Source organism: Mesorhizobium sp. USDA 3734 (assembly GCF_056279665.1).
On record NZ_JBWCCW010000001.1, the window covers coordinates 1,681,087 to 1,706,461 of the forward strand.

Annotated in this window: 24 protein-coding genes and 1 pseudogene; 12 read left to right on the forward strand and 13 right to left on the reverse strand. The window is 62.8% G+C overall.

All coding sequences use genetic code 11. The annotated features are described in order from the left end of the window. The first annotated feature begins 157 nt into the window (after nt 1-157). Both ACZ89F_RS08010 and ACZ89F_RS08015 read left to right on the forward strand, forming a co-directional pair. Nucleotides 158-523, forward strand: coding sequence for a hypothetical protein (locus ACZ89F_RS08010; RefSeq protein ID WP_476091199.1), 366 nt, complete (start codon nt 158-160; stop codon nt 521-523). Nucleotides 524-661: 138 nt separating this feature from the next. Continuing rightward, nucleotides 662-892: a hypothetical protein gene (locus tag ACZ89F_RS08015; protein WP_476091200.1), complete on the forward strand. Its 231-nt coding sequence runs from the start codon at nt 662-664 to the stop codon at nt 890-892. A gap of 48 nt (nt 893-940) precedes the next feature. Here the strand turns inward: ACZ89F_RS08015 and ACZ89F_RS08020 are convergent. Further along, nucleotides 941-1,280, reverse strand: a pseudogene (locus tag ACZ89F_RS08020) (low affinity iron permease family protein). Between the two features lie 116 nt (nt 1,281-1,396). Between ACZ89F_RS08020 and ACZ89F_RS08025 the strand changes: the two are divergent. Beyond that, a complete protein-coding gene (locus ACZ89F_RS08025) occupies nt 1,397-1,609 on the forward strand; it encodes a hypothetical protein (protein ID WP_476091201.1) in 213 nt (70 codons plus the stop codon). A 959-nt stretch (nt 1,610-2,568) separates the two neighbouring features. After that, nucleotides 2,569-2,934, forward strand: a complete 366-nt coding sequence (locus ACZ89F_RS08030) for a hypothetical protein (RefSeq protein ID WP_476091202.1) — start codon at nt 2,569-2,571, stop codon at nt 2,932-2,934. A gap of 31 nt (nt 2,935-2,965) precedes the next feature. Here the strand turns inward: ACZ89F_RS08030 and ACZ89F_RS08035 are convergent, their stop codons facing one another. Next, nucleotides 2,966-3,208, reverse strand: coding sequence for a hypothetical protein (locus tag ACZ89F_RS08035; RefSeq protein ID WP_476091203.1), 243 nt, complete (start codon nt 3,206-3,208; stop codon nt 2,966-2,968). 272 nt (nt 3,209-3,480) lie between these two features. On the opposite strand from ACZ89F_RS08035, the gene ACZ89F_RS08040 reads away from it, so the two are divergent. Beyond that, on the forward strand, nt 3,481-3,774 hold the full coding sequence (locus ACZ89F_RS08040; RefSeq protein WP_476091204.1) for a hypothetical protein: 294 nt from the start codon (nt 3,481-3,483) through the stop codon (nt 3,772-3,774). A 4-nt stretch (nt 3,775-3,778) separates the two neighbouring features. On the opposite strand, the gene ACZ89F_RS08045 is transcribed toward ACZ89F_RS08040, so the two are convergent. From ACZ89F_RS08045 to ACZ89F_RS08060, 4 genes are all read right to left on the reverse strand, one after another. Continuing rightward, nucleotides 3,779-3,970 (reverse strand): hypothetical protein, encoded by a 192-nt coding sequence (locus ACZ89F_RS08045; protein ID WP_476091205.1) that lies wholly within the window; start codon nt 3,968-3,970, stop codon nt 3,779-3,781. Nucleotides 3,971-4,266: 296 nt separating this feature from the next. Next, the gene (locus ACZ89F_RS08050) at nt 4,267-4,740 is read right to left on the reverse strand and encodes a hypothetical protein (protein ID WP_476091206.1); all 474 of its coding nucleotides are present in this window, start codon (nt 4,738-4,740) and stop codon (nt 4,267-4,269) included. A gap of 526 nt (nt 4,741-5,266) precedes the next feature. Then, on the reverse strand, nt 5,267-5,944 hold the full coding sequence (locus ACZ89F_RS08055) for a Crp/Fnr family transcriptional regulator (protein WP_476097238.1): 678 nt from the start codon (nt 5,942-5,944) through the stop codon (nt 5,267-5,269). A 217-nt stretch (nt 5,945-6,161) separates the two neighbouring features. Beyond that, nucleotides 6,162-6,560, reverse strand: coding sequence for a hypothetical protein (locus ACZ89F_RS08060; RefSeq protein WP_476091207.1), 399 nt, complete (start codon nt 6,558-6,560; stop codon nt 6,162-6,164). Between the two features lie 330 nt (nt 6,561-6,890). Between ACZ89F_RS08060 and ACZ89F_RS08065 the strand changes: the two genes are divergently transcribed. Further along, entirely contained in the window at nt 6,891-7,100 is a 210-nt protein-coding gene (locus ACZ89F_RS08065; protein ID WP_476091208.1) for a hypothetical protein, read from the forward strand. 6 nt (nt 7,101-7,106) lie between these two features. Here ACZ89F_RS08065 and katE read toward each other — a convergent pair whose 3' ends face one another. The 3 genes from katE to ACZ89F_RS08080 form a co-directional block, all read right to left on the reverse strand. Next, a complete protein-coding gene (gene katE / locus ACZ89F_RS08070) occupies nt 7,107-9,218 on the reverse strand; it encodes a catalase (protein WP_476091209.1) in 2,112 nt (703 codons plus the stop codon). Between the two features lie 169 nt (nt 9,219-9,387). Continuing rightward, nucleotides 9,388-9,603 (reverse strand): CsbD family protein, encoded by a 216-nt coding sequence (locus ACZ89F_RS08075; RefSeq protein WP_019859538.1) that lies wholly within the window; start codon nt 9,601-9,603, stop codon nt 9,388-9,390. A 581-nt stretch (nt 9,604-10,184) separates the two neighbouring features. Continuing rightward, a complete protein-coding gene (locus ACZ89F_RS08080; RefSeq protein ID WP_476091210.1) occupies nt 10,185-11,216 on the reverse strand; it encodes a hydroxyacid dehydrogenase in 1,032 nt (343 codons plus the stop codon). A gap of 143 nt (nt 11,217-11,359) precedes the next feature. On the opposite strand from ACZ89F_RS08080, the gene ACZ89F_RS08085 reads away from it, so the two are divergent. After that, nucleotides 11,360-12,415 (forward strand): LacI family DNA-binding transcriptional regulator, encoded by a 1,056-nt coding sequence (locus ACZ89F_RS08085; protein WP_476091211.1) that lies wholly within the window; start codon nt 11,360-11,362, stop codon nt 12,413-12,415. Between the two features lie 4 nt (nt 12,416-12,419). Beyond that, the gene (locus ACZ89F_RS08090; protein ID WP_476091212.1) at nt 12,420-13,289 is read left to right on the forward strand and encodes a sugar phosphate isomerase/epimerase family protein; all 870 of its coding nucleotides are present in this window, start codon (nt 12,420-12,422) and stop codon (nt 13,287-13,289) included. A gap of 326 nt (nt 13,290-13,615) precedes the next feature. Here the strand turns inward: ACZ89F_RS08090 and ACZ89F_RS08095 are convergent, their stop codons facing one another. Next, nucleotides 13,616-14,800: an FAD-dependent oxidoreductase gene (locus tag ACZ89F_RS08095; protein ID WP_476091213.1), complete on the reverse strand. Its 1,185-nt coding sequence runs from the start codon at nt 14,798-14,800 to the stop codon at nt 13,616-13,618. A 116-nt stretch (nt 14,801-14,916) separates the two neighbouring features. After that, nucleotides 14,917-16,416 (reverse strand): glucosamine inositolphosphorylceramide transferase family protein, encoded by a 1,500-nt coding sequence (locus ACZ89F_RS08100; protein ID WP_476091214.1) that lies wholly within the window; start codon nt 16,414-16,416, stop codon nt 14,917-14,919. A gap of 239 nt (nt 16,417-16,655) precedes the next feature. Here ACZ89F_RS08100 and ACZ89F_RS08105 point away from each other — a divergent pair, with 239 nt between their 5' ends. Both ACZ89F_RS08105 and ACZ89F_RS08110 read left to right on the forward strand, forming a co-directional pair. After that, entirely contained in the window at nt 16,656-18,755 is a 2,100-nt protein-coding gene (locus ACZ89F_RS08105) for a GumC family protein (protein ID WP_476091215.1), read from the forward strand. 1 nt (nt 18,756) lies between these two features. Continuing rightward, a complete protein-coding gene (locus ACZ89F_RS08110; protein WP_476091216.1) occupies nt 18,757-20,073 on the forward strand; it encodes a VpsF family polysaccharide biosynthesis protein in 1,317 nt (438 codons plus the stop codon). A 32-nt stretch (nt 20,074-20,105) separates the two neighbouring features. Here ACZ89F_RS08110 and ACZ89F_RS08115 read toward each other — a convergent pair whose 3' ends face one another. Next, nucleotides 20,106-21,362, reverse strand: a complete 1,257-nt coding sequence (locus ACZ89F_RS08115) for a glycoside hydrolase family 5 protein (RefSeq protein ID WP_476091217.1) — start codon at nt 21,360-21,362, stop codon at nt 20,106-20,108. Further along, nucleotides 21,359-22,528, reverse strand: a complete 1,170-nt coding sequence (locus ACZ89F_RS08120) for a DUF1972 domain-containing protein (protein ID WP_476097239.1) — start codon at nt 22,526-22,528, stop codon at nt 21,359-21,361. The genes ACZ89F_RS08115 and ACZ89F_RS08120 overlap by 4 nt, the downstream gene beginning before the upstream one ends. Nucleotides 22,529-22,900: 372 nt before the next feature. Here ACZ89F_RS08120 and ACZ89F_RS08125 point away from each other — a divergent pair, with 372 nt between their 5' ends. Together ACZ89F_RS08125 and ACZ89F_RS08130 are read left to right on the forward strand one after the other, a co-directional pair. Further along, nucleotides 22,901-24,070, forward strand: coding sequence for a glycosyltransferase (locus ACZ89F_RS08125; protein ID WP_476091218.1), 1,170 nt, complete (start codon nt 22,901-22,903; stop codon nt 24,068-24,070). Continuing rightward, nucleotides 24,067-25,374: a lipopolysaccharide biosynthesis protein gene (locus tag ACZ89F_RS08130; RefSeq protein WP_476091219.1), complete on the forward strand. Its 1,308-nt coding sequence runs from the start codon at nt 24,067-24,069 to the stop codon at nt 25,372-25,374. Before ACZ89F_RS08125 ends, ACZ89F_RS08130 begins: the two co-directional genes overlap by 4 nt. Nucleotide 25,375 lies beyond the last annotated feature (1 nt).

The following is a 25,375-nucleotide window of genomic DNA, read 5'->3' on the forward strand; positions in this document are numbered from 1 at the left end:
TGCCGTTCGCATACGAAAAGATCGACTTCAACGTTAGTGTCGGAAACGTACCAAGTGCTTCTTGGTACAAAACCGACATTTTGCCGGGAGGCGCCAGATCGGGGGATGGTGGATAAAATCCGCCGGCTAACCGTTAAGCGCATGTCACGCCTGCCCTGTGACCGGCGCGAAAGCGCGTCCAATTCCAGCCGGAGAATTGTACGATTTTTACGCTGATGTCGCCGATATTGACTCTTCCTGCGGTCAAATTAATTTTTCGATCCACAGCGTCAGGCAAGTGGGTCGCTGCTCCGAAAAGGGGCATCTCATGTCGAGCCGTCACAGGACCAATTCAGCCTTCCATCCTTCTGATCTGCAACTGTGCCAACGCGTCTTCGATCAGGTCTGCTCCGATCGCAAACTTGACCCGAAATCGTTGGAGCCGGATGTGCAGCGGCTCGCAGCCACGGTGTTCTCTCTGTTCGAGAATGGCTACAGCAATGAAGCCGAATTGCTCTACAGTTTCAGGCGGCCGCGCCAATGACCAAGGTCAGGGTCACTTCCTCCACACCGGGGACTGAAAACGAGCCTTACGATACGGCGGTCTTTGCCAGGAAACACGGCATGTCGGAGAAGGCCGCGGAGGTCGTGCTGTTTGCAAACGGACCGTCCAGGACGGCTTGTGACGCTGCCGCACGCTCCTTTATGGAAGCGGTCGCCCGCAGATCAAAAAAGCAGCCATGAAGCTGACGATATGCCGAGGCCGACCGGCGTTTCCATCGAGCCTATCGATGGCCAATGGGCCGTTCGGATCGTCGAGAACGGTGAAACCATACAGCGCCTGTTCGAGGAAAAGCTGCTCGCCCGGAACTTCGCCGCTGGTCGGCGGCTCCGCCTGGGCTCCTGCCAATGAATGCCGAAAATGCCGAGATCATTGGATGCCAATGATCGGGAAGGCCGGCTAGGCCTCGGGCGCGGTTCGCGCTGCCTCTTCCTCGAGTTTGCCGAGCTTCGCCCTGATATCTTTCGGGTCGGCATGCTCCAGCCCGACGACATCGTTTCTGGTGTCGTTGAGGGCGACGATGATTTCGTCGAGCTTGGCATGGATCGCGGCGGTGTCGGTAGCCCTGGATCAGGACGACACCGGTGATGATGATGGCCGCGACCGAGAGCGCGTAGGTGACGGCGTTCGTCAGGCCAAAAGGCACCAGGGCGGTGCACACCACCATGGCTATGATCATCACGTAGAAGCCCGGCGGGCGAGACAGAAAATCAGCGGCTGCGAAAAGGAACTTGTTCATGGTGCCGACCAACCTTGCAAATGCTCAGGCGCTCATGACGCCAGCAAGTTCAAAAAAGGGATTTCGTTCCAGGAACCTAGGTGGCTTCCCAGGGTTTCGCTGACAGGAGGCCAGCCATGCCGCGTTACCAGATCGACGAAATGGACGGAGAGTCACTGTCTGCTTCGCACGTTGCCAGCGGGGCCACGGCTCTTGAGGCGCTGCAGAAAATCACGGGCAAGGCCATTTCGCCCCGCGCCCTGCAGAGCCATTGGTTTCGGGTGGTCGACGAAAGCGAGGGCAGCGTGTTCGAATACAGCGTCGATCCGGAGACCGCGTCACGGCTCTAGTTCCGGGTGTCACCTTCCGCCGGCCTGCTGGCGCGGACGCTGCCAGATTTCACGATCGGCAAATCTGTGCCGAGGCGATTGTCGTTTTGACAGGCCTCGTAAATGACCAACGCGGCTGCCGGGAAAGCATTGGTAAGGCGGCTACTTTTCAAGGCATACGTCAGGCTTCAAATTCCCGACCCGCTGTATCTGGCGGCTTCCTTCCACAATGCGAGCGCAAGGGCAGGTGTCCGTCCCTTCACCTCATATTTGCGATCCCGGTAACTTCCCGCTGCAATCCACACGGTCTTTGAGCGTCGGTAGACAACAATGCCTCGTGCGCTCGCCCAATTGCATAGTTTTTCATCATTCCGATACATCGCTTCGGCTCCCGTTACCCCCTCAAGTTCTTGGATGCATCAAACGTGCCACAATTGCGTGTAGCTAATGTTACACATTTGGTTGTGCCGCTATTAGCGGCGGCGCATAGTTTGGATCGTGCGCAAATAGGCGCGAGATGCTTGTCGGATACGGCACATTGGGAGCGTCACTCCAACTCGATAGTCTTGCGGGTCGCTTTTCGGGCGCCAGGCGTGCGCTTTGTCATGGCGGTCCCTGTCGAGATTGGCGCCTCTGAGGAAAGTCGCAGTTCTCGCAGCCGGGCCGTCTTTGCCTCACGCGCCTGACGTTCGATGGCGATGATGGATTGAGCCTCGCGGGTGGCGCGTTCAATCCGTTCTTTGTCCTGAGGCAATCTGGTCAAGGGAGTCTCTCCTGTCTTTCGATGGCACTCAAAATGCTGGCCGGGAGAAAACGTTCCGACCCGCAGCGCCTTGGTACGGAAAAAACACCATCCCGCTCCGATCTCATTTGTTATTGAGCGCGTGCGCAAAGCCACTATGTGCGAGGCGTCATCGGCCACGAAATGGGCGCTGGTGCTTGAGAGTGCGATGTACTCCCGCCCCGCCGGGAGACTTCAGATGGAAGACGACCAAAGCCCAAGCAGCATGATATCCGCTCTCGATACCGATATTTTACGGAACGCCTTCAAGGCGTCGATCGCCGAGCTGCAACTGCCCGAGGTGAAATGGGCGGAGCACGCGACGGCGATGATGCGCGAACTCATGGGCAATCGTCACGTCGACACCGGAATCATCGAGTTGATCATCACGCAAGTGAAGCCACCGGCCGTCGCTAAGTTCACGAACGACAACGATAGGCCGGAGGATCACCTGGCAGCGGTTACGTTGGGCTTGCATGCCACCCTCAAGGGCTTGGCAGCTCCCGTCGAATTGCTGGTCGAGGCTCTAACCTTCGAGGCCCCCGTGGATGTTATCAAGCCATAGGCAAGGGTAGCTCGCGCCGTACACCACCAGGTCAACTCTTCGCCTGGCGGGCAAGCTTGTCGTCCTCGCCTTTCAGCAGGCCGAAGTCGGCGGACCGTGTTCCGCTGCTGGCGTGCAGGAAGCCCTCAGCGGCCAGTCCGCGACGAAGCAGTTCACGCACGGCGGCTGCACGGCTCGGCATGCGCTTGTCGAAGCGCCATGTGTCCAAAGCCGCGAATTCCTCCTCGTTCAGCATGACCTGCAGCCGTTCGGGGCGCTCAAGATTATCAGTCATCGTGGGCCTCCTTGTGCCGGCGATCCAGGCCGGTGAGCCGAATGAGTAAGCGACTTATCTGCCTCACAATTTGCCAATGGCCAGTTTGGTTCCGAAACAGTCAAACGCTTTTGTTGCGCCACGTACTCACAGTGCTCGGTTTGCTGTACTGGCTAAACATACTAACTAATTGATTTTATTAATGAATTTTTACGAATTGTCTTGCTTTAACGGGGTGTGTGGGCGCATGGTCAAGGTGAGGGAAAACCCAGTCCAAAGGACAGGAGTTTGCCATGAACAACTACCCGATCGAGCTGCGTGACGATCTTAATTACACGCTGGTCAAGACAATCTACGAGTATGGAATCGTCAACATTCCGGTGCTGGCGGCACAGTTGGTCGGCCGACACAGCGATCTGTCGCTGGCTGACGCCGAACGGCTGGTGCTCGGTTTCGCCGAATTCTATTCCGCACCCATCGAGTTCGACCGGTCGGGGTGCGATTGGTCAATGAGGGAGCCTGTCGATCGAGACAATGACGGCCTGCTTCTCGACATCGTCGAGAACGAGTTTGGCCGCGCCGCCTGACCTGTCACTTGCGAATGATGCGCAAGATGATTTCAGGGTCGACAACCCTCGATCCTGTCAGATCTCTGATCATTTCCTCGGCATGGTCGACCCACATGGATTCAGGCAGCAAGCCTTCGGCGACCAAACTTTTGAATGCGCTGCGAAGGGTATCGAAATCGAGTGCGGAGACCGAGCTGCCGGCATCGTCATTCATCGTCTGGCTCCCACAGGGGCGGGAGTACGATGTACACTCTCAAGCGCCAGCGCCCGTTCAGTGGCCAGCGACAACAACGCTGTATGCTTCCGACAATCGGATAGCGAGTCTTGGTATGAAATCAACAAATGTAAGCCCACCACCGAGGGGTCAGTGGCGGGGCTCAATGAAAGCTGTTTGACCAACTTTCCGGCGCCGTGTCGGCCGGGGGGCTTCCGAGGCGCCTCCAAGAACGGGCTGTCGTGTTCCGTCTGCGCGTGAAAAGTACGAGAGAGGTTCGTTCCGGCGCCCGGTATTCAATACCGAGGCCGTTTGTCGGACACCACAACCAGCCTCCCTCCAACATTTTGGCACCGTTTGCATACCAGCTTCGATACCAGCCGCCTTTCGGTTATGAAATCGTAGTGGGTACCGTAAATCTCGATCAGGCAATCGAGATCCAGCGAACGCAAATGACCGCAGCGCGCATTGCCGCAATATACGCTGAGGCCCATGCCTTGTTCACGAAGCTCAGCGAGCTTGCTGGGCAGCGCGGCTGGAACCAGGATGTCTTCGGGCATCGTAGGGTTCGCCACCGCCACGAGAATGGGTTTTCGAAACTCGGCCCGGTCGATGTCGCCGATCGCGTGGACTGCCTTTTCTTCCGCGACGCCTATGAGGGAATCGATCTCCTCCATCGCTTCGATATGGCCACGAACAAACAAAGACCGTCGCAGCACATGCAACGCATCTCTGGTTTCGCAAAGTGTCGTCCGCAGGGTGACGGGCATTTCGCGCTCACTTCTTCATGTAGCTGTCGGGGAGACAATCGGCTTCAACCGCTGCCGCTATGAAGGCTCGATGGACATCCCTTGTGCTGCAACATCCCACCCTTTCCCCCACCAGGGCAGCAAGCGCAGCCAGGAACATTGGGCCATCCGATGGCCAGCCGTCCGCCAAAGCGTCGGCCATTTGAGGAAGTGTACATAGGACCAGGATGGTGCCGTCACTTCTCTCAATGGGGATTCCGGAAAACATATTTTGCTGGTTGACTGTCATCGCATAGCTCCCGCTGGGGCGGGAGAACGGTAATCTCTCTCAAGCACCAGCGCCCGTGTCATAGCTGATGACGATTTTACTTAATCACCTAAACAAGTCGCCGTCTATTAACTATGACACATTGGGTGATTAATATTCAGTTTTGATCACTTTAAAATTTACTTATAGAACGGTACGATTCCGACATTTCTTCATCGAGTATTGGTACAAAGCCGACAATGTTGAGCCACAAAAGGCAACAGACGCCGTGCTCGGTCATCAATCCCCCGAGCTGGTCTCTCCCAAAAGCCTGCTATATTCAGCTTCTGGCTCCCCATATCCGCCATTGGCCAGCGCAATCAGCCCAGGGCGGTCCAGTATGATGACCTCACCCCGGCGCGACCTGATAAGTGCAAGGCCTTCCAATTCTTGAAGGGCGATGGTGACGCCTGGTCGTCTCACGCCCAGCATCGTGGCGAGGAATTCGTGGGTAATGGAAAATCGTACCCCCACCACGCGGTCGTCGCACATCAGCAACCACCGCGCCAAGCGGTTCGCCAGCCGCAGCCGCGCATTGACAAGCGCGGTACATCCGGTCTGGATCTGCAGAGAATTGACGAAGCGCAACAGGAACAATCGCAAGGTGGAACTGGTCGTCAAGGCCGCATTGAAGCTGCCTGCGTCCATGCGCATCGCTTCGCCTTCGAGTTGAACGAAGCAGGCTTGCGGTGCGCGATCGTCGCCCATCACCAGCGAGTATCCAGCCATCCCTTCATTGCCGATGAAGCCGATCTCGGCCTCGTGTCCACTGGACGTGCGCGCGACGACCGACGCAATGCCGCGCTCGATGAAATAAACGCATTCAATCGGCACGTCGGGCGTCACAAGGGGCATTCTCAGCGGCAGGGCTACTCGGTGCAAACCCGGTTCGAGCAACGCAAGGTCGGCGGCGGTCATCTTCCGCAACAGTTCATTTCGGAACTGGGAAGAGGAGTCGAGAGCCAGTGCCAGGCCGGTGACAGTCGATTTGGGGATTTCGTAGTTCAATGTGCAGCTCCCGCAGGGGCGGGAGCACGATCGACACTCTCAAGCGCCAGCGCCCGTTAAAGTGGCTAGCGACAGATGAACCGTACGCTTTCGACAATCCGATAGCGAGTCATTCCGTGCCTTGTTGCTATTCGGGATCTTTTCCGTGGAGGGGGCGTGGCGACGAATTGGCGGAGTGCTCCACCGCATTCGCTTGAGGGAAGCGCGATGCTCCGCCGCCACCCGAACCAACTGTCTCGGCAAGGGTTGGTTCCGCCTGGGCTGCCTCGACCGCCCACAGGGCGGGCTTTTGTGAAGATGACGACGGCAGATCGACTTCATCAAGCCAATCGTCGTAGCTGGAGTTCAGGGCTGCAAGCAGGTCCTCGGCCTTGTCCATGCCGCCCTGGAACAGCTCCATGACACGGCGTCCAAGACGTTGCCTGGCCGGATGGCCCGCATCTATGCCGGCCTGACGGCAATAGTCATCGAGCACCTTGGCCAAGCTCGAAAGCTGATCCGAATCCGCTGAGCCGTTGAAAATCATCGCGCTTCTCCCATCGTCGGGGCGAAAGCGCGATCGGCTCTTTCAAGCGCCAGCGCCCATTCAACGGCCAGCGACAAACGGACTGTACGCTTCCGACAATTGGTTAGCGAGTCCCATGAACCGTCCGAAAGCGTACCAAGCGACTCGCGCAATTGTTCCCCTGGCGGTAACTCGCTAGCCTCGCAACGCGGCGGACCTCAGGAGCCGCCTTGGCCGACTCGGGACCCGGCCCCCCGCCCAATCCAACCTCGGCGTCGGCAATCGATAGAGGTGCCTCGATTGGGGGGCCATGCGAACAGGATACTTGATGCCGGGAGACGAAATCGCCTGATGCCGAAAGACAGATTCGAATGCCTGCAGGAAGCGCCTGGCAGATGGATGGTGTGGGACCATACGGGTGGCACTCCGGCAAGGCTCGGCGGCGTCGAGTTACGCGGCCAGGACAAGCACCGGGCCGAGATCGCGCGCGACATCCTCAGGCGGATCTTTCGAACCGGCCGGGATGTCGACTCCGCGAAGAGCGACCCTTCGGACGCATGAGGCGGCCTAGCCAGCCAGCTTGACCTTCGGCTCACGTGCCCACCAGCGCAACTCGCCGAGCCTGGTCACAAAGCCTGCAATGTCCTTGGCTGACGCGAGCGGGATCACCGCCTCGTCTTCGGCCACGCCTGCCTTCGACAACAGAGGCGATGCCGCTTCGACGAAGCCGATGAACTTGCAATGGGCGAAGGCATCCGCAACGAAGTCGCGGGCGGTCGATTCCTTCAGCAGGTCGGCCATTGCAGGCTTTGCCGGCAGGAGCGCTACGGCGTCGTAGAGAACCGATGGCGCGCCCGCGATCATCTGTTGTGCGTCGATCCAGCTGCCGTCGCTGGCCTTGGCCCCGCCGACCTTCGGCGCGATGATCTCGAAGCTGGCGCCGGCCTTTGTCAGCGCCTGCTTCAGCGCATTCAGCAAGGCGGCATCGGTTCCGTCTGTCACCAAAATCCCGAGCTTGCGGCCCTCGAACCGGCCGGGGCCGTTCTTGAGGATGCTGAGAGCGTCCGACGCGGGGAGATCCCTGCGCGTCGCCACCGCTGCATCGGCAGGCTTCGGCATCGCCTTCAGGCCGAGCGCATCCGCCACCTTGCCGGCCAGGCCGTCATCGATGTTGAGAAGGTGGGAGACGATGCGCTCGCGGATCACGGGGGTCTGCACCTTGCTCAGTTCGAAGGTCAATGCCGAGGCGATGTGTCTTTGCTCCACCGGCTGCTGGCTGATGTAGAACTGGCGTGCCTGGCTGTAGTGATCGGCAAAGGTCTCCGAGCGCAACCGGGCCTTCGGTCCGGCTTCGACTTCGGCAAACGACCGGAATCCCTTGGCCGGAGATTCACGCGGACCTTCGTCCCATGAATTCGGCTGGTAGTTGGCGCGGCCGACCGGGTTGCGCATCGCCATGTGTCCGTCCTGCTGGAAATTGTGGAAGGGACATTTGGGCGCGTTGATCGGAAGGTGGGTGAAGTTGGTGCTGCCCAGCCGTTTGATCTGCGTGTCGAGGTAGGAGAAGTTCCGACCCTGCAGCAGCGGATCGTTGGAGAAGTCGACGCCGGGCGGCACGTTCTGCGTCATGAACGCGACCTGCTCGGTTTCGGCGAAGAAATTGTCGGGCATGCGATCGAGCACCAGGCGGCCGACCGCTATCGGCGGCAGAACCTCTTCGGGGATGATCTTGGTGGGATCGAGGATGTCGAAGTCGAAGCTGTCGGCGAAGGCCTGATCGAAGAGTTGAAGCTGCAGTTCCCATTCGGGGAAATTGCCGGCATGGATCGCGTCCCAGAGGTCGCGGCGATGGAAGTCGGGGTCGGCGCCGTTGATCTTGACCGCTTCGTTCCAGGCCACGGACTGCAGACCGAGCTTCGGCTTCCAGAAGAATTTCACGAAGGTCGATTCATCCTTGGCGTTGAGCAGCCGGAAGGTGTGGACGCCGAACCCTTCCATGAAGCGCAGCGAGCGCGGGATGGCACGGTCCGACATCGCCCACATGATCATGTGCATGCTTTCAGGCGTCAGCGAGATAAAATCCCAGAAATTGTCATGCGCGGTCTGCGCCTGCGGGAAATCGCTGTCGGGCTCGGCCTTGGCGGCGTGGATCAGGTCGGGAAACTTGATCGCATCCTGGATGAAGAACACCGGCATGTTGTTGCCGACAATGTCCCAGTTGCCTTCCTGCGTATAAAGCTTGACGGCGAAGCCGCGCACATCGCGCGCAAGGTCCGCGGAGCCCTTGTTGCCGGCAACGGTCGAGAAGCGCACGAAAGCCGGCGTCTTTTCGCCGGCGCGCTGGAAGATGTCGGCACGCGTGTATTTGGCCAGCGATTCGTAGGTTTCGAAATAGCCGTGGGCGCCGTAGCCGCGCGCATGGACGACACGCTCGGGAATGCGCTCGTGATCGAAATGGAAGATCTTTTCGCGGAAGTGAAAGTCCTCGAGCACCGTCGGCCCACGGGCGCCGATCCTGAGCGAGTTCTGGTCGTCGGAGACCGGTCCGCCCTGTGCGGTGGTCAGCACCGGCGTCGAGCCGGATGCTGTCTGGTGCAGCTCGCCACCTGCGCCGCGCTCGAGTTTCTGATCGTGTATGGTGGCGGCCGTTCCCGCCGATTTTGATGCTTGCTTCGCCATGCCGTTAATCCTTGAGCTGAATGCGCGGGCTGCGCTGGTTCTCAATCTCCCGGATGGCGATGCGTTCCCTTGCTGGTTTCAGATCTTGACAGGTTCCAGATCCTGGAATGACGAAGGCCGCCCGTTTGCACGGACGGCCCTTCAGCTGCCTTCAAAGAGCTGGAAGCCTTCAGAGGTTCTTGTTGATCGCCGCCGCCGTCTTGTTGGTGGCGTCCTTGACGGCGGACTTTGCGTCGCCAACAGCCTTCTGGACCTTGCCCTTGGCTTCCTGCGCGGCGCCCTCGGCCCGCAGGCGATCATTACCGACGGCCTTGCCGACGCCTTCCTTGGCTTTGCCGACCGCCTGATTGGCGAGGCCCGAAGCCTTGTCGCTGGTGCTTCCCATGGAATTTCCCTTTCGCGGATTGTTGCCTGACCGGCGAGGACCAACGTCGCTTTGTTTGGAAAGTTCCGCCCGTCGCGGGGGCCCAAAACGAAAAGGCCCGCCACCGACGCGAATCGTGACGGGCCTTCTGGAGTAGGCCGGGCGTCCCACCGCCCGGCCGTTTGCAAAACCCGTCAGCGGGACGATCGTTCCATCAGAACCGGAACGGTGCGTTCCATGGGAATGAAAAACCCCGCCGGCCGGAGCCTGACGGGGCATTTGATTGGAGCGGATCGAATGGGAGACGATCCGGGGGAAGAACGCAAAGGCCGCGCAAAGGTTCCAGACGGTGCTGAAGTGCGTCGCGGGAATGCCCTGTGGCGGCGTCAGCCTGACGGGCCTATCGGGCCCGACGACGGGATTGCCTGCGCCGCCAAGGCCGACAGCTTCTGCCGTTTGACCAGCACCGGCTTTCATAGGTCCTCTTCATGGCTTGCCCCTCCGTAGAGTCCGATTGCGGCAGCGTCGTCGCCGGCCCCGCGCCTTGTCAAGCCGAGGCGGTCAAGGCCGGCCAACCGGATGGCGGCTAACCGGCTGCCCTTTCAGTTCCTGTCGGCGGGCTTGGAGCGCATGCGCGAAACCGTCTCGCGTTCGGCGCGCTTGGAGCGCAGCGGCGGTAGGCCGCGGTCGATCAGGTCCATGTCCTCCAGCACCATGTCGCCCATGCGCTTGAAAGCGATGTCGAGCGCCCCGGCGCGGTGGGCCGAGCGCAGGAAGCCGGGCAGGGCGCGCACGGGGTGGTCCGACGCCAGCGGCTCCTCCGGGAAGACGTCGCTGGCGGCGACGATATGGCCGCTCTTCACCGCCGCCATCAGTGCCGGGAAATCGACGACGCCGGCGCGGCTGAGCAGGATGAAGGCGGCGCCCTTGCGCATGCTGGCAAAGGCCTCGGCACCCAAAAAGCCCTGGTTCTCGCTGGTGACCGAAGCGACGACGAAGACGAAGTCGCTTGACGTCAGCACTTCGTCCAGCGAGGCCGGCTCGACGCCATTGTCGATGAGGATCGACGGCGGCAGCCAGGGGTCGAAGACTTTTGTGCTGACACGGAAGCCCGACAGAAGCCGGTTCAGCGCGCGGCCGAGATCGCCGAAGCCGATGATGCCGACATCGGCTCCGGACAAGAGCCGTGCCGTCTGGTTGCCATCGCCGCCCCACAGTTCCTTGCCGTTCCGGAAGGCGAGGTCGGCATCGACGATGTTGCGGGCGAGGTTGAGCGCCATGGCAAGGCCAAGTTCGGCCACCGGTTCGGCAAAGACGAGGCCGGTGGTGACGACATGGATGCCCCGCGCGAACAGCGTCTCGTAAGGCATGTTGTTGATGAGGTTGGTCTCGACATTGAAGACGCAGCGCAGCGCCTTCATCTGGTCGAGCGTTTCCGGCGTGATCGGCGGTTGGCCGACGATGTAGCGGGCTTGCGCCAGCACATCGGCCGGCAGTTTTGCTACCCCGTCGGCGGTGGTCTCGACTATGCGGTATTTCGACCTGAGGCGCGCCAGTTGCGGCTGGGTGAAGATGAGGTCGAGCGCGCGTGGTTCCGGCGCGCTGATGACCAGCGGCAAATCCTTGTTTGACATGATGGTTCCTCCCGGAGCGATCCGGATCGCGTTTTACAGGACAAATTACCTCCAATTAAACGATTTACAATCGCGAAAAATCGATTTACCCATTTCTCCAGCGGACGAGAAATGCTGACGTCCCCGCCTCGGGAGGAGGACCAATGGCGCATCGGCAAGGCCAGCAGCGGCGTGCCTCAATCCACGACGTGGCAAGTCATGCCGGCGTGTCCGCCGCCACCGTTTCCAAGGTCATGGCCGGCGTCACCACGGTGAAGCCCGAGAATGCGCAGCGCGTCTTCGATGCTGTCGAGCTGTTGGGCTACCGCGTCGATCCGCTGGCCTCCGACATGCGCAGGGCCAAGCGCCGCATCATCGGCGCCATCATGCCCGAATTCGAGAGCGAGTTCTTCGGCCAGATGGTCACGCAGCTCGAGAGCCTGGCCGAGCAGCGCGGCTACACGCTGGTGGCGGCATCGAGCCGCGAATCCGAGGCGCGCGAAACCGAGATCCTGGCCCGCATGCATGACTGGCGGGTGGCCGGCGTGGTGCTGGCGCCGGTTCGCAACGAGCATGGCCCGGCGGCCGCGTTCATGAAGGCCAACGGCATGACCGGGGTGTTGATCGACCGCGTGCTGTCCGACGATGCTTTCGACACGGTGTCGGCCGACAGTGCTTCCGCAAGCGCCGAAGTGGCGCACGAACTGATCGGCAAGGGCCACCGCCACATACTGGTCATCGGTCTTGGCGAACAGGCGGCGACAGTGCGCGCCCGCCTCGACGGGTTCCGCGCCACAGCGCTCAAGCTGGCGCCGGATGTCCGCATCGACGTCGTGCTCGCCGAAACCGATGTCGAGCCGCTCAGGGCGCAATTGCGCGACTATTTTGCGAAGGGAGAGCGGCCGACGGCGGTCTATTCGCTGTTCCTCAAGGGCACGCTCCTGGCGCTCTCGGAATTCCGCCGGCGCGGCTGGCACTGCCCCGACGACATTTCGCTGATCGGCTTCGACGATGCCGAATGGATGCAGGTGACATGGCCGGCCATCGCCACCGTGGTGCAGCCGGTGCGCCAGATCGCCAGCCACGCGATGGAGGCCTTGTTTGCCAGGATCGACGGCGGGGAGGGGCCGCCGATCGCGCGGCTCGAGCCTTGCAAGGTTTTGATGCGGGAATCCGTCGGCCTCGCGGCGGCGTTCCTGGCGCACGAACATAGAGGCTGAGCCGATGAATGTTTTTGGATTGCACACGTTCGCCATTGCCCCGGTCTGGGACCTCGACCTGATCGAGCCGCAGATTGAGCGGTTGAAGGAACTGGGCATCGGCCTGCTCGAAATCCCGCTGCTGCGCCCCGAGGAGATCGACACGCTGCGCACGCGCGCCTTTGCCGAACGTTGGAATGTCGAGCTTATTCCGTCGCTTGGCCTGTCGGCTTCGCTCGACGTGGTGACGCGGCCGGACGAGGCGCTGGCCTTCCTCGAGCCGGCCTTCGGCGTGTGCGAGGCAGTCGGCAGCGAAGCGCTCGGCGGCGTCACCTACGGCACGATCGGCAAGACCTCGGGCCGTGCGCCCACGTCGGAGGAAATCGACGGCATGTGCGGTTTTCTCGGGCGCGCCGCCAGGGCGGCCAAGGCGCATGGGCTGAAGCTCGGTATCGAGCCCTGCAACCGCTACGAGACGCATCTGATAAACCGCGGCATCGACGCGACGCGGATCATCGAGCGCGTCGGCGCCGACAACATCTTCATCCATCTCGACACCTATCACATGCATATCGAGGAAGAGAGTTTCGAGGCCGGCTTCAAGGCCGCCGCGCCCTATCTCGGCTACGTCCATGTCTCCGAAGCCAATCGCGGCGTGCCGGGGCGCGGCATGCTCAACTGGGCGGCCTGCATGAAGGCGATATCGGAGATCGGCTACACCGGCGCCATCACGCTGGAAAGCATGAACCATGTCGATGTCGACATTGCCGGCGGGCTGGCGGTGTGGCGGCCGGTGGCGGAGAATCCCGACGATGTCATCGCGATCGGTCTGCCGTTCCTGCGCGAGGAGGCGCGCAAGGCAGGTCTGACGCTGGGGTGCGCCGCGAAGTTGTGAAACTGCCCACGACACAATTGACACCAGGCAGCGGATTGGCTCTTGTGGTGCCGTATTCGAACGGGGAGCGCTATCCATGAAGAAATACGAGAAGCCGACTTGGCAGAAGCGAGAAAGGCTTTCGGCCGTCGCGGCCCAGACCAGTCCGTCGTCGCCGCCCTGAGCGGCCTGATACCTTCGCCCGGTGGGCGATAACACAAAGGCGCGATTGGTTGATCGCGCCTTTTGCTTTTGCTGAGCTGGCTCCCAGGCCTCGACGCTCCCGTTCGCCGCAGGGAGAGGAGAAGGGACAACGACGTCGAGCTGGATGTGCATGAGGGTGGCCCTCACGCCATGCCGGGTGCCCGCCGCTGTCCGAGATGCCGCACCTTGCGGCCAATGATCATCAGCCGGCGCGCCGTGTTGTTGCGCAGGCGCCGTACACGCCATTCCAGCCCGGTTTCGGTGGTGATCGACTTTGCATAGTAGCTCACCCGCATGCCGTCCTCGTCGGTAGCCACCTTGACCGGGTCGTCATAGAAGGCGTTGATCTTGTCAGCCGCCATGCCTGGTGTTTCGAGCCAGCGCGGAATGTGAACCGAATGGAGCTGATCGACATCGGTCATCACCCGCCCGATACCGACGCCCGGCGTCGGACACGTCGTGCAGAAAGCGTCGCCGATGAAGACGACCCCGTCGCGGCGATGGCCTTGTGTCGTGCTCAGGCTGACCTGCCTGACCTCGACGGGACTTGCCACTTCGAAGTTGCCGCATAGCGCCGATATCTCGGGCATCAGTTCGCAAAGCATCTTTTGCGGCTCCTGGCGAAACGCCCACGTCCACGGCTCGGCCACGGTGCGATAGACGAACATGTTCGCCCGCATCTTGTTGCCGAGAGGAAAGATGCTGATGTAGGCGACACGGTCCGCGGCCCGCCTGCCGTAGCAGGTGAGAGACTGATAGCCGAATTCACGCTGAGAGATGGCGAGGTCGAATCCCATCGACAGCGAATGCGCCTTCGATTGCTCGACACGCTCGACCCCGACGGCGCGCCGCAGCGCTTCGCCTTGGCCGGTGGCCACCACCAGCAGGCGGGCATTGATGACGGTGCCGTCGGCCAGCACAAGCCGCTGCCGGTCCGGTCCGGTCGAGACCTCGGTCACCTTGCCGACGGTCAGCGGCACTTCTGCCGGCAAGGCGTCGCGCAGGCCATTGATCAGCGCGCCATAGGAAAATGTGAATTCCGACTTCTTCTCATGGGCGAAGAATTCGCCGAGGCGGAAGACATGCGTGTCGGTTGTCGAGGTGACGAGACGCTTGACCGTCGCATCGAGGCCGAGCTTTTCGAACAGCAGCATCTGATCCATGCCGATTTTCTCGGCCCTGAACTCGTCGTGATGGACGCGGTGCGGATCGATCAGCGCCACCTTGCGCCCGGCCTGTCCCAACACCGTTGCCAGGGTGGTGCCGGCCATGCCGGCGCCGACGATCGCCACGTCGACTTCGATTTGGCCAGCCTCTGCGATACTCATCCTGCTGCCCTTTCTGGTGCAACTTCCGGAGTGCGACTGCGGTAGAATATATCTCCCCGACCTAATTCAACCTCAAGCAACCGGAGCATGTATCTGGTGGTAAAGCAGTTTTTAGGTTAATCGCGGACCCGTCGTTTCCAGCGCGGCGCGATCGCCGAGCCATCGATGAACTCAAAACCGCCCGCCTCGTTGAGTGTGTGCAGTTTGCGCCCACTCCATAGCGCACCTGGATTTAAGATGGTTTCAACGACTTGCTCCATGCCGATCAAATCAAGGTGAGAAATGCGTGCGATGCCGAGAGCCGCGCCATAGCTCCTGCGGCAGTCCTGAACCGGGCGCAGCAGGTCGTTGCCGCGCTTGACCATGCGCCCGGCCGGCCGCGCCGAAGCGATGTCGATCAGCACGGGATTGTTCGGATGCGGCGTCCAGGGACCGCGAAAATCCGGCGCCGACCACAGATGCAGCGCGTCGGAGAAGGCACCGCCGCCATCGCGGACAGTGGCGAACAGCCACCAGGCGCCGCCGTGTTCGACCAGGGTGGCGTCGCTGGCGATGATGCCGGACAGAAGCGTCGCCTCCTTGACCCATCCGCCGGGAAAGGCGGTGGCCCGGTAGAGATCGACGGTAGCGTTGGCGCAGCTTTCCGGCACCATCCAGACCTCGCCGTCGCGCTCGAAGACGAAGGGATAGGAGAGATGGTAGGGCAGGTCGAGCACCGGCTCAGGGCGGCCGAGCGGACCCGACGGGCCGAAGGGCACGGCGGAGATGATGGCCCGGCCCAGCCGATGGATATAGTCCTCGACGAACAGGGTTAGCTGGCCCTGGTAAAGGATCGGGAACGGATCGGCGTAGAAGCGGCTGCCGTCGTCCGGCAGCTCTTGCCAGCCCGATGCCGGATGCGCGCGCAGGTCGAACAGGTCGCGGCCCCCGGTCTGCCGCCAGCCGACTTTCCAGTGCGGCGCGTTGTAGCAAAGATGGTAGATCTTCTGGACGATCCGCCGCGCCAACGCCTTGCCGGCTCTGACGCCAAGCTTGCCGGCTGAAGGCATCGGCGGCGGGCCACCTGCCTGCGACGGTTCGGGCAGATCGGGCACCGACTTTGCCGCGCCTGACAGGGCAGCTATGATCAGGCTTGCCGTGCGCGCCAGCATGTCCTGGAAGGACGCGAGCGCGATGCCGCCATATTCGGTTCCCAGGCGCCCGGCGGCAATCGCCACACCGTTCTCCTCGATGCGGGCAAGCGGCGTGCGGCCGGCGAGGATCAGGGCCAGCAAGGCCGCTTCGCCGCTGGCGCCGTCATAGGTGACGCGCCAGACCCGCGTGCCCTCCAGCCTGACATCGCCGCAGAGGTCGATCACCAGGTCGGGCGAAGCGGGGAACTGTGTCTTGTAGGGAGCGAGTGCTGAAAGTGGCACACGCTTCGCGAGCCCATCATGGGACAGGCCGTGTATCGCCGTTTCGAGTTGAAACAGGGCTGCGGCGCTGCGCGGGATGCCGCCGCCCGCGGGCCTGATATCGACGGACAGCTCGACATCGCCAAGCGCGGCGAGACGTTCCAGCAACGCGACATGGAAGGCACGCACGCAGTCGCCGTCCAGGCGCAGGCTTATCCGCATGTCGGAGACCTGAAAAGGCGGTATCCGGCCTTGCCGGTCCGGTCAAATTGTAGCCCCATCCGCACACGTCTCCGCTCGCTGTGCACCCAGCACCTCGGTATGTATATTTTTAAGCAAACCGCGTGCCAAAATTCACATGACTTCTCAACATAATTAACAAACTTTTAACAGTTGGAGGAATAGCTAGGTTAGTGCCGCAATCTGATCTTGCCGGCATATGAGTATTGTCGGAGGCAGCCATGCAATCATCTCTGCCCATGGTTCCTCAGCAACACGCTCCAGATGCGGGACAAGCGGGATCATACGCGGCTTCGACTGTCGAACTGGGCGATCTGAAGCGCATCCTGGTGCGCCGCCGGTTCTGGATCTTCGGCACCGTCGCGCTGCTGACGCTGGTCACCTTGCTCTACGGTCTTTTCACGCCCGCGCTCTACAGCTCGGCGGCGGAAATCCTCATCGATCCGCAGGACCTGCAGGTGGTCACCAACGACGTCAATCCCAGCCGTATCTCACCCGACGGTGGCATCACGCAGGTCGAGAGCCAGGTCAGCGTGGTCCAGTCGACAGGTGTGCTGATGCGGGCGATCGCGGCGACAAACCTGACGCAGGATCCGGAATTCAACGGACAGGGCCTGCTGTCGCGCCTGCTCGGTTCGGCATCGGCCGAAGGCGACAGGTCGGCGCAGACGCTCGACGCGCTGCGCCGACGCCTGGCGGTGAAGCGGGCCGACAAGGTCCTGGTCCTCGACGTCATCGTCACCGCCAAGAGCGCCGACAAGGCCGCCCTTCTGGCCAACGCCATCGCCCAGGCCTATCTGGTCGACCAGGCCAGCGCGCGGGCGCAAATGGCCAAGGACGCTTCCGAGTCCATCACCGCGCGGCTGGACGAACAACGCAAACGCGTCCAGCAAGCCGAAAACGCCGTAGAGGCCTACAAGTCGGCCAACAACATGGTGATGGCGGCGGGCAATCTGGTCAGCGACCAGGAACTGACCGAGATCAACACGCAGCTTTCGGCGGCGCAGAGCCGCACCGCGGCGCTGAAGGCGCAGGTCGACCAGATGCGCCGGCAGAGCGGCACGGCGGACGCAACCTCGGAAGCGATGCGCTCTGCGGTGATCTCGAGCCTGCGGGCACAGGAGGCGACGCTGGTCGACCAGGTCTCGCAGCTCGGCACGGAACTGGGACCGCGTCATCCCTCGCTGATCGCAGCCCAGCAGCAACTGCGCGACACGCGCCAGCTGATCGTGCGCGAAATCGGCCGCATCGCCACCGCCACCGAGACCGACTACGAACGGGCGCTGGCCAACCAGCAGGCCCTGGAAGCCAAGGTCGCGGGCATGAAGAGCAAGTCGCTCGACACCGACCAGGCCTCCGTGCGGTTGCGCGAACTGCAGCGCGACCTCGAGGCGCTACGCTCCGTCTATGCGAACTATCTCCAGCGCGCCCAGGAGACGCGCGAGCAGATCAATGTCGACAGCACCAATGCGCGCATCATCTCCAACGCCATGCCGGCCCTGAAGAAGAGCTGGCCGCCTTTGTCGCTGCTGCTTGTCGGCGCGATCTTCGGCGGGCTGGGGCTCGGCACCGGCCTGGCGCTGATCGCCGAATATGCCTCGCCCACGGTGCTTTCCAGCGCCCAGATGCAATCGGCCATCGAGGCGCCGGTGCTGGGCGTGGTGCCGGCAAGGTCAGGCACTGGCCGGCGCTGGTGGCCGTTCGGCGGGAGTGCAGCCGCCGCGGCCAGCCAGAAGACCGATGCCGTCGTCGGCCTTGCGCTGAGGCGCATGTTCAGTTCGGGCCAGCGGCCGCCGGACTGGCCGCTGGTGCCGTCCATCCTGGTGACATCGTCGCCGGGCGAGGGTGCGCAGCGCAGCCGGGTGGCACGGTTGCTGGCCAATACCGCGGCGTCCAGGGGCAGCCGCGTGCTGTTCATCGATGCCAATGGCGGCGGCAGCCAGAAGGATCCGCAGCCGGGAATCCTCGACGTGCTGCGCGGCGAATACGCGTTTGAAGCCGTCAGCCACTACGCGGCCGGCAGCAACGTAGCGCTGCTGGGCAGGGGCCGCTCAAAGGCGGTCTTCCAGGAAGCGCATGGCATCTACTTCGCGCAGCACATGCTGGCCCAGGCCAGCCGGAGCTTCGAGCTCGTCGTCATCGACGGCGGCGCGCTGGCCGACAATCTCAATGCCTCGCCGCTTGTTGCGATGGCCGACGAAATCCTGCTCGTCGCCACGCTGAACGCCACGCCGATGCGCGACGTCACCGCGACGTCGCAGGCCGTCTCCGTCATGGGGCGGTTGCCGACAGGCGCCATGCTGGTCGACGAGGCGGCCTGATATGGCTGCCAGTTGGAGCGGAAGTGCTTCGAACTACGGTGCTGCCGCGCCCCGCGCCGGCACGTCGGTCGATGCGCTGACGCGGTTCGGACTGATCGCGGCGGTGGCGGTGCTGTTCAGCGTCTCGGGCGGCATGTTGTGGCTGGTGGGCTACAATTACGACGGCCTGTTCGGCAATCCGGCGACCAAGATCCACCCGTCCACCTATCTCATCGTGCTGCTGCTTGCCTGGCGCTCCTGCACCTTCGGCAATCCGGTCGGCTATCTGGTGCATGTCGCCGACAGGCGGCCGGCCAGCGCGCTGATGGCGGCCATCTCGATCGTGCTTCTGGTCGTCGTCATCGCCAGGCAGCGTCCAGGCATGGCCGGCATGATCGATACGTTCGTGGCCGCTGCACTTGTCGTGCTGATGCTCAGCGAGGATGATGAACGGACGTTCGCCGGGCTGCAGACCGTCATTCACGTGGTCATGACGGCGAATGCGTTGCTTGCGCTTTTCGAGTTCGCCACCAAGACGCTGATTTTCCCCTATCGCCTCGACGGCGTGGCGTTTACCACCGATCTGCGCTCGAGCGCGCTGCAGGGGCATCCGCTTGCCAATGCCATGGCGACAGCGATCTACGTGCTTGCGCTGCTCTCCGGTGCCAGATCCCTGTCGATGCCTGTGCGGATAGGGCTGATCGGCCTGCAATGCGCGGCACTCGTCGCCTTCGGCGGCCGCACGGCGATGGTGACGACGGTGGTGCTCGGCGGCTTCTATCTGCTTTTTCAGGGCATTACCAAATTGCGCCGGGGCCGCGTCAACCTGCTGGGAGCAGCGCTCGGCTTCATGCTTGCCGCGCTGTTGCCGGTCGTCATCGTCGTGGCGGCATATCTGGGCTTTTTCGACGCGCTGCTGGAGCGCTTCGTGTCGGACAGCGGCAGCGCCAATGCCCGCGTCGAGATGTTCGAACTCTTCAAGTATCTGGAATGGCGCGATCTGATCGTGGGGCCGGATGTCGACCTGGTCGACAGCCTGCGCCGCATCAACGGTCTCGAACAGGGCATCGAGAACCCGATCATCCGCACGATCGTCTACCAGGGCGCCTTCTTCACCCTTTTGCTGACGTTTGGCTTCGTGCTGTTCTTGTTTGAGGTGGCGCGGCGCTGCCATCCCGGTATCTGGCTGCCGATGCTGGGCTGGATCATCCTGATCAACACCTCGGAAAGCGTCGCGTCGAAGACGACGCTGCTGACCAAATTCGTGGTCCTGGCGCTGGTGCTCTACCGGCCGGCGCGGGCGGTGGTGCAACGAAGGCCGCAGTCGGCGCAAACGTAGCACTCTACGGCGGATGCCGGGATGGCGGGTGCCTATTCCGGCATAACCAGCCCAAGCGCCTCGATCATCGCCGGGTCCAGCGCCCGCGTGGTGTCGTCCATCATGCCCATGCCGTCGAAGAGATCCCAGAAGGCCCAGGGGAAGCCGAACGACTCGGCGCTCTGCCTGACATCGGCGATGTAGCGCGCGCGATCCGGATTGGGCGCGGCGACATAGCGGGCGTCGGTGCGCAGCGCGCCGAACTCGCCCATGATGATGCGTTCCGGCGCAAGGCCGTGGCTATCGGCCCAGGCGCGAGCCTCGGCAAGATATTTGTCGACAAACCAGCGGTCGGGCTTGGCGTCGAAATAAACTTTCAGCACGCGCTCGGTTTCGGCATAGGCGGCCTGCTTGGTGTCTTCAGGGGTTTCGGTGTCCTGCGCCATGCGCGCCCTGACCGACGCCAGCGTCTGTTCCAACGAGCCGGCGGATGCCGGCCACGGCACATTGTTGAGCGACCGGTAGACGGGCTCGCGCATCCACGGCGCGCCCTGATGGCTGAACAGATAGGGCTCGTAGAAATGGAAGGTGAACAGGATCGGCTCGAACGGCGCCAGGGGTGCCGGATCGAGCGCGGTCAGTCCGCCTACCATCGAGCCGCAACCGCCGGTGACGACCAGCGGCAAGGTTGCCGCCGACGCCCTTGCGGCGGCCAGGAGTGAAAGCTGGATCTGCGACCAGACGTTCGACGCGCAGGACTGCGCCGGCTCGTTGACCGGTTCGAGCGCTATCTTGCCGGGCTGGAACCGCTCCAGCCTGCCGGCAAGCTCGGCGACCAGCCCGCGATAGAGATCGAAGGCGGGTGCTGCGGTGCCGGAGACCATGCGGTCGGGGTTCCAGTAATGGGTGGCGCCATTGGCCTGCACGTTGACGATGATGCCGAGGCCGGCGTCGAGCGTGGCGGTGACGGCCGCGTCCAGCATGTCCAGCAACCGGCCGCGCGTCTTGGCGTCGGCGGCTAGGAAAGGACCGGGATCGACGGGCAGACGGATGAAATCGAGCCCGGTCTGGCGCAGCCGACCGAGGTCGTCGAGGGTCGGCACCGGCCGCTGCGACTGGAAGGGCGGCCAGTCATAGTCGGTGCGTGGTGCCGGAAATTCGCGCGTCAGCGAGAACCAGGGCCAGGCGTTGACGCCGCGCCGAAACAGCGGCCCGGCGGCGTGGGCGGTTGGCGCGATCGGGAGCGAACCAAGGGCCGCCGCCGCGGACAGCGCCGTCCGCAGCACCCGCCGGCGCGACCAGCCTGTCATACAGTTCCGTGCGATGCGTGATCCATCGCGGTGGTCTTGGCGGCGGTCACGCCGAGCAAGCGGTAAGCCTCATTTTCATAGGCAAGCAGGACTTCGTCCCAGCGGAAGGCTTCGCGGGCGCGCGCCCTGGCGGCAGCGCCGCAGGTCCTGACCAGGTCATCATCGTCCAGCGCCTGCTGCATCCGCGCGGCGCAACTGTCCTTGTCGGTGAAGTAGATCGCCGCGGCCCCCGCGGTCCACCTGTTGTAGGGATTGTCGTGCGCGATCACCATGTTGCCGGCCGCCAGCGCCTCGACCAGCGACGGGTTGGTGCCGCCGACCGTGTGGCCGTGCAGATAGGCGCGGGCGTGGAAGCGCAATGCCTTCACCGTTGCCTGGTCGTAAATGGCGCCCGGCAGGACCACCGAACCGTTCGCCGCCTTGCGGATGGCGGCATGGTAGGGGATGTCGTCGGACAGTGTTCCCAGCACCACCAGCTTCATGTCGCGTTTGCGGCTGCAAAAGGCTTCGACGATCGGCAGGATGTTGTTGTCGGGTTCGATGCGCGCGATCGAGACCAGGTAACGCCCCGGCTCGAGGCCGAGCGCCCGCACCGGCGCCTCCGGTGCCGATGTCACCGGATCGGCGCCATAGGCGATGGTGGCGATGGCGCTGCGCGGCCGGCGCGTCGCCAGGTGATCGGCGATGGCGGGATGATCGGCGACCAGCCGATGCGAGGCCCAGGCGCCGATCCATTCGTTGAGCCAGAACCAGGTGCGCGCCGCCATGCCCCATTTGGGGCGGCGCCACTCAATGCCGTCCATGTTGGTGAAGATCTTGCGTCGCTTCAGCCTGAGCCAGGTCAGGAAGACCGCGCCGTTGTAGCCGAGCACGAGGCAGACGCCCGGCCGTCCGGCGGCGTCGCGGACGCATTGCCAGTCGAATTCCAGGGTCGCGCGCGGCCCCTTGGAGGCAACCTGGATGTGGATGAGCTCGATGCCACGCCAGGTTTCGCTGCGCACCCGCTGGTCGATCCGCTCGACCTCATCCTGGCAATAGACGCCAACCTTCCAGCCTCGCCCGACAAGAAACAGCGCCAGTCTTTCGGCAAAGGTTTCAAAGCCGCCATGGGCCGCGGGTATTCCGCGGGTCCCCAGGATCAGAATGGCGGGCGTCTCTGGTTTCATGGCTGGTGGCACTTTCAGATGCATCATATATATTAGCTTCTGCTTAATTTTTAGGAAGCAGGGGGCAACTTCCGTGCCATCCGCCGATTTTCGGCGTACTGGCGGGTGATCATCGCGCGGGGTTGTAAAAAAAACGGTGTTGAACCCGGTGGTTGTTTCATTCTCGGTCAACCCTTCTGTGCGTAGCTGTATCGAAACGAGGCATTGCCAGGGTCGTGGCCAGGGTCGTGCGGCCGGCAGTCGGACATATCGACCGATAGCCGGGCATATCGACCGATAGCCGGGCATATCGAACCAGGCATGATTCTTGCGACAAGGATTCTGGACACCCTCGTCGAGCGCGATGGTTGCAGCACCTGGCGGGATACAAAGATGCGGATTGCCTGCGTTCATCAGGGCTATGAACTCTATGGTTCCGACCGCAGCTTCGCGGAGAGCGTTGCTGCGTTGCGCGCCGCGTTTCCGTCGGCCGACATCGAGGTGGTCTTGCCGCGCAGCGGGCCGATCGTGCAGATTTTGGAAGCGCATGCCAGCCGGATCGTTTTCGAACCGCTCTGGGTGCTGAGGCGCCAGGCCATAGCGCGCCTTGCAACGGTCGAGATGGCGCGATTGCCGGTTGCGGTCTTCAGGGCGTGGCGGCGTCTCAGGGATTGCGACCTGGTCTACGTCAACACCTCGATCGTGGCCGATTATGCGCTGGCCGCGCGCTTGCTGCCTCACAAGGCCGTCCTGCACATCCACGAAATCCCCGAAGGCGCCATGCGCAGGATACTCGTCGGCCTCATGCACTGGAGCCATGCGGATCTGATCTTCAACTCGCGCGCAACGCGCGCCGCTTTCGGAGATCCCAAGGCCGCGCGCACGCATGTCGTCTACAACGGCGTTGCCGGGCCGGCGGCGGTCGAACCGACGACCTATGACGGCAAGCGCCCGTTGCGCGTGCTGCTGCTCGGCCGCATCAACCGGATCAAGGGGCAGGAGGTTCTGCTGGAGGCGATCGCGTCGATGCCGGCAGAACTCCAGTCGAGGATCGAGGTGCGGCTGGTCGGCGGCGCCTTCGAAAGCACCGAGCGCGAGCGCGCTTTGGCCGAACTGGTCGAGACGATGGGCCTCACCGGGCGCGTCAGCGTCTTGCCCTTCGTGCCGGACCCTTCGGAGCACTACCGCTGGGCCGACATCGTCACCGTGCCGTCGCGGCGTCCGGAATCGCTGGGGCGTGTCGCCATCGAGGCGATGGCCTACGGCCGGCCGCCGCTGGTGTCGGCGATCGGCGGACTGGTGGAAGTGGTCAGCGACGGCGAGACCGGCTGGCATGTTCCGCCCGGCGACGCAGCAGCTCTTGCCGCGAAATTGCAGGAGATTGTCCTGCAGCCTCAGGCCTGGCGCGGGTTTGTCGCTGCCGGGCGCGCGCGCTACGAGGCAATCTTCAGCGAGCCGGTCGCGGCCGCCGCGATCGCGGCGATCGCCGCCGACAAGCTGAGGACGACCCTAGCGCGGCCGGGTAGGGCGCGGGCTCCCCGCCAAGCGGAGACAAGGCCGTGAAGCTCGCGTTCCCGAGCCATCTGGTTCGACGCCTCGTGCTGATGATCGGCGGCGAGGCGATGCAGAGCGGCTTTCACTTTGTCCTCAACATCATGCTGTTGCACATGCTGTCGGCGCAAGGCTACGGCCTCTTCGCCATCGGCATGGTGATGGGCGGCGTCGGCCTGTCCTACATCAGATCGCTCACCGCCGTTCCCGCCAGCATCTGGATGAGCAAAAGCACCAACAGCGCCGGCGTCGATGCCTATGACGTGGCGTTTGGAACGGCAGCGCTGATCGTGGCGTTGCTGATGGCCGTCGGTACGGCTGTTCTGATGCATCTCCTTGGCGATCCAAGCGGAATTGCCGCCGGCTGCTTCGTCGGCGCCTGGTCGTTGCGCAGCCATATGCGCACGGCTTTCTTCGCACGTCGCCAGCAGGTGGTCGTATCCATCAGCGATGGCGCTTTTACAATCGCCGGCATTGTCCTGACGGGGCTGACGATCTGGAAGGTCCAGGACCCGCTGCAGACCGTCTTTTATGCACTTGCCGCGGCAAATGTGTTCGGCATTTTCGTCCTGGCCCGGCTGGCGCGGCGCACACTTCGCATCAGCTTCCGCATGCCGACGCGGCGACGCTATATCGGGCTCTGGCACCAGTTGCGCTGGTCGGCATTCAGCGCGACCACCACCAACATCCAGGGTCAATGCCTGGCGCTGCTGGTCGCGGGCATTGCCGGGCCTGCCGCCTACGCACCGCTGGCGGCGGTCCTGGTGCTGTTTGCCCCGCTGCGCATCATCAGTCTTGCTTTCGTCAACATGACGCAGCCGGATCTTGCCAGACTGATGCGCAACAACGAAACAGGCCGTGTCTGGGCGCAGGCAAAGATCTGGGCGCTCGTCATGGGGTTCGGCGGCCTGGTCTATGGATGCGCCATCATGTTCGTCCTGCCGATGATAAAATCCCAGGCCCTCCAGGATGCTTCGATCTGGTTCATCGGGATTTTCGTGATCGCGAATTTTGTCCCGATCATGCTCTACATCATGCCCCGCATCGTGCTTGAGATACTCGGCGATTTCCGGATCGTCGCGTTCACCACGCTGGGCGGCGCGGTGGTCGGGCTGGTCCTGATCGCGATCCTGCTGGCGATTGCGTCTCCGCCGTGGGCGCTGGTGGGTTCCGCCGTCTCCGAGACCTTCGTGCTCGTGGCATCATGGTATTTCGCGCATCACCGCATATGGAATCTCGAGCATCCGGATGAGGCTCGCGACAGCCGGTTGGGCTCGTGGCGGCGGGCGGTCACGTTCGCGACGGCAAAACGATAGG

Bases quoted from the DNA above. Each gene is read 5' to 3' on its own strand.
- ACZ89F_RS08025 (WP_476091201.1), top strand. From the start codon at position 1,397: ATGCCGCGTTACCAGATCGACGAAATGGACGGAGAGTCACTGTCTGCT.
- ACZ89F_RS08030 (WP_476091202.1), top strand. From the start codon at position 2,569: ATGGAAGACGACCAAAGCCCAAGCAGCATGATATCCGCTCTCGATACC.
- ACZ89F_RS08035 (WP_476091203.1), bottom strand. From the start codon at position 3,208: ATGACTGATAATCTTGAGCGCCCCGAACGGCTGCAGGTCATGCTGAAC.
- ACZ89F_RS08040 (WP_476091204.1), top strand. From the start codon at position 3,481: ATGAACAACTACCCGATCGAGCTGCGTGACGATCTTAATTACACGCTG.
- ACZ89F_RS08045 (WP_476091205.1), bottom strand. From the start codon at position 3,970: ATGAATGACGATGCCGGCAGCTCGGTCTCCGCACTCGATTTCGATACC.
- ACZ89F_RS08050 (WP_476091206.1), bottom strand. From the start codon at position 4,740: ATGCCCGTCACCCTGCGGACGACACTTTGCGAAACCAGAGATGCGTTG.
- ACZ89F_RS08055 (WP_476097238.1), bottom strand. From the start codon at position 5,944: ATGACCGCCGCCGACCTTGCGTTGCTCGAACCGGGTTTGCACCGAGTA.
- ACZ89F_RS08060 (WP_476091207.1), bottom strand. From the start codon at position 6,560: ATGATTTTCAACGGCTCAGCGGATTCGGATCAGCTTTCGAGCTTGGCC.
- ACZ89F_RS08065 (WP_476091208.1), top strand. From the start codon at position 6,891: ATGCCGAAAGACAGATTCGAATGCCTGCAGGAAGCGCCTGGCAGATGG.
- katE (WP_476091209.1), bottom strand. From the start codon at position 9,218: ATGGCGAAGCAAGCATCAAAATCGGCGGGAACGGCCGCCACCATACAC.
- ACZ89F_RS08075 (WP_019859538.1), bottom strand. From the start codon at position 9,603: ATGGGAAGCACCAGCGACAAGGCTTCGGGCCTCGCCAATCAGGCGGTC.
- ACZ89F_RS08080 (WP_476091210.1), bottom strand. From the start codon at position 11,216: ATGTCAAACAAGGATTTGCCGCTGGTCATCAGCGCGCCGGAACCACGC.
- ACZ89F_RS08085 (WP_476091211.1), top strand. From the start codon at position 11,360: ATGGCGCATCGGCAAGGCCAGCAGCGGCGTGCCTCAATCCACGACGTG.
- ACZ89F_RS08090 (WP_476091212.1), top strand. From the start codon at position 12,420: ATGAATGTTTTTGGATTGCACACGTTCGCCATTGCCCCGGTCTGGGAC.
- ACZ89F_RS08095 (WP_476091213.1), bottom strand. From the start codon at position 14,800: ATGAGTATCGCAGAGGCTGGCCAAATCGAAGTCGACGTGGCGATCGTC.
- ACZ89F_RS08100 (WP_476091214.1), bottom strand. From the start codon at position 16,416: ATGCGGATAAGCCTGCGCCTGGACGGCGACTGCGTGCGTGCCTTCCAT.
- ACZ89F_RS08105 (WP_476091215.1), top strand. From the start codon at position 16,656: ATGCAATCATCTCTGCCCATGGTTCCTCAGCAACACGCTCCAGATGCG.
- ACZ89F_RS08110 (WP_476091216.1), top strand. From the start codon at position 18,757: ATGGCTGCCAGTTGGAGCGGAAGTGCTTCGAACTACGGTGCTGCCGCG.
- ACZ89F_RS08115 (WP_476091217.1), bottom strand. From the start codon at position 21,362: ATGACAGGCTGGTCGCGCCGGCGGGTGCTGCGGACGGCGCTGTCCGCG.
- ACZ89F_RS08120 (WP_476097239.1), bottom strand. From the start codon at position 22,528: ATGAAACCAGAGACGCCCGCCATTCTGATCCTGGGGACCCGCGGAATA.
- ACZ89F_RS08125 (WP_476091218.1), top strand. From the start codon at position 22,901: ATGCGGATTGCCTGCGTTCATCAGGGCTATGAACTCTATGGTTCCGAC.